We start from the raw sequence: 10,935 nt of genomic DNA, 5'->3' as shown, positions 1-10,935 counted from the left end.
TCGATTCCTAGGGGCTCTCGACCTCAAGAGACTTTGGCGCGGAGGCGCATCCATGTCGGATGCGTCTCCGCGCGACGGAACTAGGCCAACGGCCAGTGGCTCACGGTCGTCGAGTCCGGGTTGTCCACCAGCACGTTGAAGGTGGCCTTGGCGGTATCGCCATCGGCGTCGGTGTTGACGATCCGGAACTGGATGTCCTGATCGTTCACCGGGGCGGCCACCTGGGTGGTGAAGTTGATGATGCGGACACCCGCATTGGTGTCGACCGGGGTGAAGAAGAACCGGATGTAGCCGGTCGAGAATGTTTCTCCGGCGGCATCGTGATTGCTGCCGGGCACGATAGTATTGCCCAAGTCCGCAACGGTGACGTGGACGTTGCCTTGCTTGAGACCGCTGATGGTTGGGTTCTCGTAGTCGATCAAATCGCCGGCGGAGTTGAACAGCCAATACTCCGCCTTGATGCTGGTGACGTTGCCGATTCCCGCCACGTCGAAGGCCAGATTCTTGAGGTTGAGGCCGCTGCCTTCATTGAAGAAGAAGCCCTCGTTCATGTTGATCTGCGACGCCTGCCCGTTCTTCACTCCGAATCCGATATTGTCGGGGTTGAGGTCGTCGGCCGGGTTCGAGGTGCCGAGATCCGCGGTCAGCAACTGGGCCTGGGTTTGCAGTCCGAGGGCACCTGTATCGGCGGCGGGGAACAGCAGTCCGTTGAAGACGATGTTGTGGCCGCCGCTGGTGCTGACATTGAGCGTCTCGACCGGGCTCCCCGACTTGATGGCGCTGAAGTTGAGCGTCTCCGGCGGGTTGGCGAGCGTCTGCAGCACCGTGAAGGTGTAACCTGTGTCGGATACGCTCAGCTGGTAGACACCGTTGCCGCCGGAATCCTTGTAGGTCAGGACTGTATGATCGGTGTTGTATGACTGCGTGAGCCCAGTGATGGCAGCGGCGGCATCGATCGTGACCTTGGCCCCGTCGGCGCCGTCGGGTGACGTGAACGAGTCCGATCCCGAGGAGCCGGCAGTGAAGCCGACGGCCGGATGCTGGGCGTCCTGCCCGGAGAGGCTCTGCACCCCGCTGAGGCTTGGACCATCGTCGAGCAGCTGGAACTTGTTTCCGATGTTAGCCGCCGCGGCGGCGCTCGTGTCACCGTCCTTGTCGGTGGCAGTGGCCGAGAGCGTGATCAGGTCCGCGGCCATGCTGGCGCTGGCTTCGGAACTGTCGCCGACCGCCCCATCAGTGCTGGTGGTGTCGGCGGTCGCTTCCTTGACGGCCCGAAACTCCGAGAACGTGACGGTTCCTGCCGAATCGACGTGAACACCGAAAACGAGATCACCACCCGAGCTCGTCTTGCCGACAACGTCCCCGGTGACGATGTTGTGGCTGGGGTCGTTGGCACTCGCAATGCTGAGCAGAACAGCCTGTCCAGACAGCGAATCGACCAGCCCGGAATCGACATTGGCAGACTTGACGCCGAGCGTATAGCCGCCGACGGATCCAGCCCCGTCGGCGCCGTAATTGGGCGTGAACAGGCCGCTGAAGCTGCCAGACGTGCTGGTGTTCGCCGGGGTGGGGGTTGAGCCGGCCGCGAGATAGCTCTCGTCGAGCTGCAGCGCGGTGGCGGTGCCGTTCGCAAGCAGAGTCGGACCGTCATCCTCAAACAACAGGTTGCCGCCGACGCCGGTGTGCTCCGTCCCACTGGTCGTGTTCGCCACAGTGAATAAGAAATTGCCGAGATCGAAGGTGACGTTGGAGCCGGCCCCGCTCACCGGTTGATTGTTCTTGACCACGAAGCGGTCCATGTGACTGCTTTCCGCGACCGTGAATTCGACGGTGTAATCGTCCTTCAGGCCGGAAATGATGTAGGATCCGTCACTCTGCTGAGTGGGATTGTTGATGGTTTGGACCACGGTCGTTTTGGTCAGGTCCGAATACACCTTGATCGAGGTGATTGGCAGCTTGGTCTGGTTGCCGCTCAAACCGTCGGCACCGAGGTTCGTCGTTGAGAAAAAGGCTGCGTTTTGAGCGTCCGCCGTATCGTCGAGGGCCCACAGTTTCAGGCTTGTGGTGGTGTCCGCGTTGCCCGGATTCACCTGTACCAGCGAAAAGCTCGCCTTAACGACCGAGGTAACGTGCTTCTCAGTGTTAGCATCCGAGCCGTCACTGTAGCTGAGCGCGGCTTGATCATGCACGTCCGTACTGGTTAGCGGGAAGTGCGGATAGTTCACGTGATCAACCAAGTCGACTCGCAGCCCCTCCCCGGGATCGATGTGCTGCGCATTGTTGCCCAAGCCGGTTGTAGAGACATTGACCGTTGACCCCGGCAGCAAGCCGCTGACGATGATATCGGGATCGTTGGTGTCCGTCCCTGCGGTCACAGTCTGCTCGATCGCCGCCCAGGCGTCCTGCCCGGAGGGCACGTTGCCGAAATTGCTGAAGCCGACTTCCGTCGTTGTTGTGAAGAAGGCCTTGACATCGACAAGGCCGGAAAGGTTAAGCGTATCGGCGTCGTCGATCCCGCTGGTGTTGGTGTGCTTCAGCGCCTCGTACTGGATGGTCCAGACGTTGCCGCCTGTCACGTTGCCGGAGGTGATGGTCTCGTCCAGCACGATAGCGAAGGCGACGGTGCCTGTGGAACTGGCTTGCCAGGTCTGGCCACCGTCCGACGTTGTGCCCTCGCGCCCGAGCAGGATGTGGCTGTTGGAATCGGTGTAGAGGAAGACCTGCGCGCCGTCGCCGGTGGCGAAAATCTGGGTCGGCGTGCCGTTGGTGATCGTCCCCCCCGTGGAGTTCGAGAATTGCAGGTCGGTGACGGTGGTCGTGCCGAGCTGGATGAAATCGGTGCCGGCACTGCCGATCGTCCGCGCCGCAGCTTGCGGAAACACCACGCTCGTATCACCCGACTCTTCGCCGGTGGAGCCAGCCACAATGCCCAGACTGGTCTTGAGAGCCGCGCTCATGTTCGCAAGCAGGAAAGACCAGGCAACTTCGTTGTCGGGCCCCGCCTGAACACCCGTGTCATTGTCAGTGCCACTGGTCTGCAAGCTCGCGGCTTCGTCGATGATGAGATTGCCGTTGATGGTCAATACTGATGCCATGATTTCCTCCCTTCGAAAGGCGGCGCTCGTTCGTACCTTCTTCGGAACAGGCGGTCGCCGCCCCGGGCTCGCAATCGCCCGACGGTTTCGCTGCAAAACAATGCGCAATCCAAGCGTCAGCTCTTCGGCGATCTGTGGCGCTCGCCGGGAGGGGACGTCAGTTTCTGGAAGTCCATTAAGATGGGACGCAGCGGAAGCCTGTCGTTACTTCGCGCACGCCCCTCCAACGCTGCCTGAATGATCAGACGCGGAGAGAAGTACCTGCAATCGAATGATCAGATGTTTTTGCACGCTATTCTCCCTCGATCTGCTGCAAATTGCTGCGAACGCAAGTGGAGAAGCAAACACCGTCCAACAATTTCGAGGCCATGCCTCCCAATGGAACTTTGCCAGTAAAGGAGTGAGAAAATTCAAGGTAAAGGGTGAAGAAGCAGTACCACCTATGGGGTAACGCGCATCCCGCACACCTATTTTGATAGGACAATGACAATATCGCCCTTTACGTGTGGACACGGCGGGGATGCTGCCAAGAGCGTGCGGACAAGCCGGCGCGATGATCATGCAAGAAGTGCTCTGGAAGCTGGGCCGGAAGGTCAGCTCCTAACGCTGGACGGCTCCTCCACAGGCACGAGAGTGCCAAGGAGTGGGCGCCGTTTGAGGTTCCCACGATTCGGACTAGCAGCCTATGCAGTCAATTTCGACGATCGGTCTGGATATCGCGAAGTCGGTCTTCCAAGTGCACGGCGTTGATGCAGCCGGCCAGGTGGTCATACGCCGACAGTTGAAGCGCCGGCACGTCCTGACATTTTTCCAGAAGCTGCCGCCACGCCTGGTGGGGATCGAGGCTTGCGCATCATTGCATCATTGGTCACGCGAGCTTGCGGACGATGGGGCATGCGGTGCGGTTGATGGCTCAGGCCTATGTGAAGCCCTACGTCAAGCGGCAGAGCCTTTCGCTCGATCCGGGACCGGGTAGTAAGACGGCATGTGATCGAAGCCGTCGAGGCGATGGCGGATCGCCGCGAGGCTCCCGACGACAATGCCGACACGGTGAACATCGCGGACAACCAAGATCGAGCCACCATCCGGCCAGAACGCGGCCATGAAGGCGAACAATGATCGCGATGTCAGCAGCGGCGAGGCAGCGCGATCTCGGCCTGGTTGACCCCTATCCCCAAGGTCGAGATCGCACCTTCGTAATGCCAGGATCAGTTGTCGTACCATTCACTGGAATTCCCCGCGTGTTCTTTGCGTCGCTCGAGGCTGAAACGGCGGTGGCGGCATGAGTATGTTTCTTGTTTTCGGACATGCCTTCAACGCGTCCATTGAGCCGAAGATCGTGCATCTTCTGCACGATCGCGAGGCCTTTAAGAAGGCATTCGTGGCTGGGTTTGAGGAGGCAGCTGCTGCCGGATTTGATGCCGTGGATAAATTGCCGGTCGTGCTCGATGACACGCTGATCAGAACAACCTTCCAAGTGCTGGAAGATAAGTTCAATCGATCAAACGACACATCGGAGCGGCGTAAAATCGTCGCCGAAATACTAAATCTGGCAGAGTTGGCAAAATGATCGCCCCTCGACATCGAATTGCGCGCCCTCTTGCTGCCCGAATCGGAGCCGCTCATGGCGCGGCCGGAAACTCACACTTCGGCATGTCCTGACGGCCCGGCCCACCCCAGAGCTACCCCAAAGGCCGGGCCGCTTTTTTCTAATTTTCAGCAGGAATATTACAGCGCATTGGGGCGCACGACTTCGCCCACCGATCATATCCCATCTCAAAGCTAATGTTGCCGCGGAACGCAGCCGACCAACAGTGGTGTCGGGCTGGACCATTTCCGCTATTCACGACTTAGGGAATACGCCAGCGCGGAGCGCAAGTCCCTGATGCTTCTCCGCCAACTCCGAATATCAGGGACCGCGTAGTTTGCGCCGGTTTGCGGGAACGGCTTGGTATGATCCAAAACGATTTAGCAATCTACGGCTTCAGAGCACTGCTCATGCTCTCTCTGCTTGAGGGACGAGTTGGATTTTCCGAGCTACGACTGAGCATTGTTGCTGCGTCCGGCATGACCTTTGTCAGTACCGCTGTTTCTCACACTATCGGCGTCTATCAGGCGGGACCACGGGCCACGGCTGGGACCTTGGTTAGAAAAAACGAGTTGGGCTTCAAGAGGGGTCTAAGAAAAATTCTGGGTTCGATGCAAAAATTTCTGCGTCGGGCGCTTACCAGGCACCTAGAAGAGGGAGCCCCACCACGGTGCGCCCCGAATCCCTATTTTTGAAATGCGTGGGAGCGCTTCAGGCGGCGTCGCGAATCTCCGTGTCTTCGGCGAACGAGCTGGCGTCAGCACACGCGTCTTCTGATGCCTTTGTAGTTAATGACGTTGAACGCAGGCGAGCAGTTTCAAATGCGGAGATATGTCGTGCCGCGCAGTTGGCTCCTGCCGCGGCCATGCTATTCGCGCCATCAGACAAAGAATGAATGGCGTTAGCATCGTACAGTCAAGCGCCTGAGCCGAAAGTGTGCTTACCGTTCCTTCGAATGTTGTCTGGACTTTTCAGACAGGCTCCTCCTGCCAGCATCGCGGACTGTACCTTTTCAAATGACCGTTGCTCGATTTGGCGGACACGCTCGCGCGATATTTCGTACTCCAAGGCGAGCGCTTCGAGCTTCGGGGGATCTTCACTCAAATAGCGTGCTGTGAAGATATGCCTTTCACGGGGGCTTAGCTTCTCAATGGCTGCTGTCAATGCTTGGCGCCGTTGAGCCAGTTCCTGGTGCTCGGCCAACGTCACGTCATGAGTAGGCGACGGATCTACCAGTCGTTCGAGGGCATCGCCGACGTCGCCGGCATCGTTGTGTCGTAAATTCAGGGACAGGTCGCCACGCAGGCGACGGTCCATATTCACGACTTCACGTTCGGGTACCTTGAGGTGAGTGGCGATCGTCTTGACCTGTTCTGGCCTCAGATCCCCGTCCTCCAAGGCGGCGATCGCACTCTTCGATTGCCTCAGTTTGAAGAATAACTTCTTCTGGGCAGCGTTCGCCGTGATCTTCACCAGCGACCAGGAGCGAAGAACAAAATCCTGGATCGTTGCCTTGATCCACCACATGGCATAGGTGGAAAGGCGGATGCCCCGCTCCGGATCGAATCGCCGCACGGCCTGCATCAGGCCGACATTGCCCTCGGAAATGATATCGGCAATGGGTAGGCCATAACCTCGATATCGCATGGCGATTTTCGCAACGAGACGCAGGTGGCTTGTCACCAGGCGATAAGCCGCTTCACGATCGCCGTGGTTTCGCCATCGCCGACCAAGGGTGGTCTCTTCCTCCTGAGTGAGAATCGGAAATTGTCTAATTTCCGTTAAATACTTCGTCAGCCCGGTGCCGAGCGACGGCAATTTCTGAGAGACAGTTTGAGACATTTCCCCCTCGCAGCGCTCAACAAATTCCCGCCTCTGCCGCGCTCGTCAGAGTCGCGGCAGAGCAACAAAAGCATCGGTCTACAGGGCGGGACTATCGTCCGCCTCATGGCTGCCAAAACGTCGGCCTTTTCGGTTGGAACCATCGGTCCTTCGATCCGAATCGGACTCCAGAAGGCACAGGGCATCCACGATGTCGTCGAAGCTCACGGCTCCATCGATTGTCTGGTTCAATTCTGGATCGTCTTTCACGGCGCAAGCATCCGCGGCCCAAAGCGATAGAATGGCCCGTTTCTCGTACGATGTGAGGTCGAAATCTTCGACAACGTCCATTGGATGAGCGAACGCCTCGGCTGGATGCAGCAGCCCGGCCATCTCCAGGTTCGTTGTTCGTCGGCGATCCGTCTGCAGCGAGAGGCGATCGGGAAACGTCTCGTGCAAAAGAGCCTCCACGGAACGCTGCTCTTCGCTCATCCGGCGTGCGATATACGCTCGCTCCAGGTCCGACAGCCGCGTCTCGAGGAGCCTGCGGTAGCGCCGAATATTGGCGCAATGGGCACGCAGGCGTTCAAGATTTCCCTCGATCATCATTCGTCCCCTTCCGGCTCAGGCGGCCAAGGCACGCTCGGTTGAGCGCAACCGACAAGGCTTTCCACCCGGAGGATTCCGGGGTCCGCCGTCGAGTTCGCACAGGGCCTCGAGGATTTCGTCGATCGATACGGGCTTCTTCAGTCCGGCGGGCGAGCGGAGCGACGGGCATGATGTTATCGCCGATGCGTCGGACGCCCAGGATGCCAGAATTGCCCGCTTCTCGGCCGTCGTCAGGCCGGCGTGGCACACGACATCCCTGGGATGTTCGAAAGCGGTGCCGGGATGCAGGAGCGCGTTGAAGTCAAACACGTTGTCGTCAGCGGTCGTCGGCCGCATGGTATCCTCCTTTGCATTGACGACGAGCTGCAGCCGCGCGAAGCCTCGCGCGGCGCCGGTCGGAGCCTGCTTAGGCTGCCTTGGCTTCCAATTTCTGGACATTGTCGGCCGATACGCCGTTGATTGCGATACGGCGCGGCTTCATGGCTTCCGGAATTTCCCGGACCAGCTCGATCTTGAGTAAGCCGTTGTCGAATGCGGCGCTCTTGACCTGAACGTAATCCGCCAGGTTGAACTGCCGCTTGAAGCTGCGGGTGGAGATGCCGCGATAGAGAAAATCGCGCTCAGCCTTCTCCGACTTGCTGCCCTCAATGGTGATCACGTTCTGTTCGGCCGTGATCGCGATCTCGTTGGGCGCAAAACCTGCAACCGCCAACGAAATCTGGTAGCGGTCCTCAGACAGCCGTTCGATATTGTAGGGCGGATAGTTGTCCTCGCCGGCCCGCTGGGCCATTTCCGCGAGGTCAAAAAGGCGATCGAAGCCAATGGTCGAACGCCAAAGGGGCGAGAAATCATAAGTGCGCATAGCCAAATCCTCCAAAGAGCAAGATGGTTACGAGCGGCACCGGACACGACCGGTGCCCGTCTCAACGGCCGGACCCCTGAGGCGCCCGGACACCACCGTTCGGTGGCGACAAAAAAATTAGCAAAGTCGTTTTTGGTTTCAAGAGGGGGCCAAAAATTTTTTAGGGCTTTTGGTCCCCAGTAACCTGACCTGACGTCCGTTTCGTTAACAAGCGAGTTATGCACCCGGGCCCGCAATTCGGACAGCGCGGTTGAGGCGCAGGTTCGCCGTCCTCGAGCGCCAGGGAAGCTGCGTGACCCATAGACGGGCCGCGCGTGGAGCATTAGCTCACTTGGGGGGCAGTCCCTTCCAGGTCGGACGGAAGACGAAGGACGTTGGGTTCATTGCTGTCTGGCAACAGCAGCGTGTCCATCTTGAACAGCGGCGGGCTCGGTTTCCAGCTCATCCACTGCATCGAATCCAGATAGGGGATGGGCGGAAGCGGCAGAAGGTGGTTCGCGCGCTCGGGGATCTGTCTTGGGGGACCGTCCAGGCCCCAGGCACCCACCGGGAGCAGCATTGCCGCATAAGCGAACGCGCCCGCAATCATCATTCGGGCCCGGCGGGCTGAAGTCTCAGCACGAGCGGAAAGGGTATCATTTCCTGTCATCTCATCCTCCTAATTTCGGCAAGCCGATCCAAGCGATGGTGAGAAGGCTGAGGGCGAACATGAGCCAATGCATTACAGCCGCCCCGCCGTTGGGTGGTGGAGATTGCATGCGCCTGCTCATCTGAAGCTCCTTGGTGCTACCGTTGCTTTCTCGTGGTGGATCGGATGAGCCCGGCCGTCGCCGACCGGGCTCAGGGTTGATCAGAAGTCCATGGACGGCGCGGCAGGCGCCGTCTCCGCCTTCTTCGGCTTGTCGGCCACCAGGGCCTCCGTCGTGATGAGCAAGGCGGCGACTGAAGCCGCGTCCTGCAGCGCGGTGCGGACGACCTTGGCAGGATCGATCACGCCCGCTTTGACCATGTCCTGGTACTCTCCCGTGGCTGCGTTGAAGCCCCAATTGTAGTCGGCGTTCTCGATCAGCTTGCCGACGACGAGCGAGCCGTCTTCACCGGCGTTCTGGACGATCTGCCGGGCAGGAACCTGGATGGCGCGACGCACGATATCGATGCCGGCCTTCTGATCTGCATTAGAAGCTTTGAGACCATCGAGCGCCTTCAACGCGCGCAGGAGCGCCACGCCGCCTCCGGGCAGGATACCCTCCTCGACCGCGGCGCGCGTTGCGTGCATTGCATCGTCGACGCGATCCTTTTTCTCCTTGACTTCGACCTCGGTGGCACCGCCGACGCGGATCACGGCGACGCCGCCAGCGAGTTTCGCCAAACGCTCCTGGAGTTTCTCGCGATCGTAGTCGGAGGTAGTCTCCTCGATCTGCGCCTTGATCTGGGTGACGCGGGCCTCGATGTCCTTCTTGGCGCCTGCGCCGTTGACGATGGTCGTGTTCTCCTTGTCGATGACGACCTTCGTGGCGCGCCCGAGCATGTTGAGGGTTACGTTCTCGAGCTTGATTCCGAGATCCTCCGATATCGCCGTTCCGCCGCTGAGGATCGCAATGTCCTCGAGCATGGCCTTGCGGCGGTCGCCGAACCCGGGCGCCTTGACGGCTGCCACTTTCAAGCCACCGCGGAGCCGATTGACGACAAGAGTCGCGAGTGCTTCGCCCTCGACGTCCTCGGCGACGATGAGCAGTGGCTTGCCCGACTGCACCACCGCCTCCAGTAGCGGCAGCATGGTCTGGAGCCCGGAGAGCTTTTTCTCGTGGATCAAGATGTAGGGATCCTCGAGCTCGACCCGCATCTTCTCTGCGTTGGTCACGAAGTAGGGCGAGACATAACCGCGATCGAACTGCATGCCTTCGACCACTTCGAGCTCGGTATCGAGGCTCTTGGCTTCCTCCACGGTGATCACGCCCTCATTGCCGACCTTCTGCATGGCATCGGCAAGGAAACGGCCGATCTCGGTGTCGCCGTTGGCGGAAATGGTGCCGATCTGCGCGATTTCCTCGTTGGAGGTGACCTTCTTGGCATGCACCTGCAGGTCCTTGACGATGACTTCAACCGCTAGATCGATACCGCGCTTGAGGTCCATCGGGTTCATGCCGGCGGCGACCGATTTTGCGCCTTCCTTGACGATGGCTTGGGCTAGCACGGTCGCCGTCGTGGTACCGTCACCGGCGAGGTCGTTTGTCTTCGAGGCGACTTCGCGCACCATCTGTGCGCCCATGTTCTCGAACTTGTCTTCGAGCTCGATTTCCTTGGCAACAGTGACGCCATCCTTGGTGATGCGCGGGGCGCCGAAGGATTTTTCGATGACGACGTTGCGTCCCTTGGGACCAAGCGTCACCTTGACCGCATTGGCGAGCGTATCGACGCCGCGCAGCATCCGCTCGCGGGCCTCAGTTGAGAATTTCACGTCTTTGGCAGCCATATTATCTGCTCCTTTCTCGAATGACTGTCAGCTTCCAGCTTGCTCAGGCGGCCTTCTTGAGCGAGCCGGCTTTGTCGACCACGCCCAGAAGATCGCTTTCCTTCATGATGAGGTAGTCCTGGCCCTCGATTTTCACTTCGGTGCCGGACCACTTGCCGAAAAGCACGCGGTCGCCGGGACCAACGTCGAGCGGCACCAATTGTCCTTGCTCATTCCGACCGCCAGGGCCCGCGGCGACGATTTCGCCTTCCTGCGGTTTCTCCTTTGCGGTGTCGGGAATGATGATGCCGCCAGCGGTCTTTTCTTCGGCATCAATGCGGCGCACGAGCACGCGGTCGTGCAATGGACGGAAATGCATGCACATCCTCCTGATTAGGTCAGCGATGTCAAAAATCCGGGTCCGGAAACCGGCCCCCGGGCGGAAGCGACTTAGGTAACGGACAAAATCCGTTCAAGAGCTTCTACGAAAATTTTGGCGGCTCATCCG

Annotated in this window: 10 protein-coding genes and 1 pseudogene; 3 read left to right on the top strand and 8 right to left on the bottom strand. The window is 59.6% G+C overall.

Features of this window, described 5'->3' with window-relative positions; genetic code table 11:
* Positions 1–80: 80 nt before the first annotated feature.
* On the bottom strand, positions 81–3,095 hold the full coding sequence (locus J2R80_RS21445; RefSeq protein WP_253589763.1) for a DUF5801 repeats-in-toxin domain-containing protein: 3,015 nt from the start codon (positions 3,093–3,095) through the stop codon (positions 81–83).
* A gap of 685 nt (positions 3,096–3,780) precedes the next feature.
* Here J2R80_RS21445 and J2R80_RS21440 point away from each other — a divergent pair.
* From J2R80_RS21440 to J2R80_RS21435, 3 genes and pseudogenes are all read left to right on the top strand, one after another.
* A pseudogene (locus J2R80_RS21440) lies at positions 3,781–4,039 on the top strand (IS110 family transposase); the annotation flags it as partial.
* 43 nt (positions 4,040–4,082) lie between these two features.
* The gene (locus tag J2R80_RS43290; protein WP_256528152.1) at positions 4,083–4,214 is read left to right on the top strand and encodes a hypothetical protein; all 132 of its coding nucleotides are present in this window, start codon (positions 4,083–4,085) and stop codon (positions 4,212–4,214) included.
* Between the two features lie 163 nt (positions 4,215–4,377).
* Positions 4,378–4,665: a hypothetical protein gene (locus J2R80_RS21435; protein WP_253589762.1), complete on the top strand. Its 288-nt coding sequence runs from the start codon at positions 4,378–4,380 to the stop codon at positions 4,663–4,665.
* 933 nt (positions 4,666–5,598) lie between these two features.
* Here J2R80_RS21435 and rpoH read toward each other — a convergent pair.
* The 7 genes from rpoH to groES all read right to left on the bottom strand — a co-directional run bounded on the left by rpoH (position 5,599) and on the right by groES (position 10,806).
* A complete protein-coding gene (rpoH, locus tag J2R80_RS21430) occupies positions 5,599–6,525 on the bottom strand; it encodes an RNA polymerase sigma factor RpoH (protein ID WP_253639343.1) in 927 nt (308 codons plus the stop codon).
* Between the two features lie 78 nt (positions 6,526–6,603).
* A complete protein-coding gene (locus tag J2R80_RS21425) occupies positions 6,604–7,113 on the bottom strand; it encodes a hypothetical protein (protein WP_200844541.1) in 510 nt (169 codons plus the stop codon).
* A gap of 15 nt (positions 7,114–7,128) precedes the next feature.
* A complete protein-coding gene (locus J2R80_RS21420; RefSeq protein ID WP_141341757.1) occupies positions 7,129–7,449 on the bottom strand; it encodes a hypothetical protein in 321 nt (106 codons plus the stop codon).
* 70 nt (positions 7,450–7,519) lie between these two features.
* Complete coding sequence (locus J2R80_RS21415) at positions 7,520–7,975, bottom strand: Hsp20 family protein (protein ID WP_018272795.1); 456 nt, start codon at positions 7,973–7,975, stop codon at positions 7,520–7,522.
* A 322-nt stretch (positions 7,976–8,297) separates the two neighbouring features.
* A complete protein-coding gene (locus J2R80_RS21410) occupies positions 8,298–8,624 on the bottom strand; it encodes a hypothetical protein (RefSeq protein ID WP_253639342.1) in 327 nt (108 codons plus the stop codon).
* 201 nt (positions 8,625–8,825) lie between these two features.
* A complete protein-coding gene (groL, locus tag J2R80_RS21405; RefSeq protein WP_253639341.1) occupies positions 8,826–10,448 on the bottom strand; it encodes a chaperonin GroEL in 1,623 nt (540 codons plus the stop codon).
* 43 nt (positions 10,449–10,491) lie between these two features.
* Positions 10,492–10,806: a co-chaperone GroES gene (gene groES, locus J2R80_RS21400; RefSeq protein ID WP_168856006.1), complete on the bottom strand. Its 315-nt coding sequence runs from the start codon at positions 10,804–10,806 to the stop codon at positions 10,492–10,494.
* Between the last annotated feature and the right edge of the window lie 129 nt (positions 10,807–10,935).

This window comes from Bradyrhizobium sp. USDA 4541, from assembly GCF_024171085.1.
GTDB classification, from domain to species: Bacteria; Pseudomonadota; Alphaproteobacteria; order Rhizobiales; family Xanthobacteraceae; genus Bradyrhizobium; species Bradyrhizobium australafricanum.
The sequence above is the reverse complement of the archived record's forward strand: the minus strand, read 5'-3'. Positions and strand labels throughout refer to the sequence as shown.

Coding starts and splice junctions, on each gene's coding strand:
- J2R80_RS21445 (WP_253589763.1), bottom strand. CDS start 3,095: ATGGCATCAGTATTGACCATCAACGGCAATCTCATCATCGACGAAGCC.
- J2R80_RS21435 (WP_253589762.1), top strand. CDS start 4,378: ATGAGTATGTTTCTTGTTTTCGGACATGCCTTCAACGCGTCCATTGAG.
- rpoH (WP_253639343.1), bottom strand. CDS start 6,525: ATGTCTCAAACTGTCTCTCAGAAATTGCCGTCGCTCGGCACCGGGCTG.
- J2R80_RS21425 (WP_200844541.1), bottom strand. CDS start 7,113: ATGATGATCGAGGGAAATCTTGAACGCCTGCGTGCCCATTGCGCCAAT.
- J2R80_RS21420 (WP_141341757.1), bottom strand. CDS start 7,449: ATGCGGCCGACGACCGCTGACGACAACGTGTTTGACTTCAACGCGCTC.
- J2R80_RS21415 (WP_018272795.1), bottom strand. CDS start 7,975: ATGCGCACTTATGATTTCTCGCCCCTTTGGCGTTCGACCATTGGCTTC.
- J2R80_RS21410 (WP_253639342.1), bottom strand. CDS start 8,624: ATGACAGGAAATGATACCCTTTCCGCTCGTGCTGAGACTTCAGCCCGC.
- groL (WP_253639341.1), bottom strand. CDS start 10,448: ATGGCTGCCAAAGACGTGAAATTCTCAACTGAGGCCCGCGAGCGGATG.
- groES (WP_168856006.1), bottom strand. CDS start 10,806: ATGCATTTCCGTCCATTGCACGACCGCGTGCTCGTGCGCCGCATTGAT.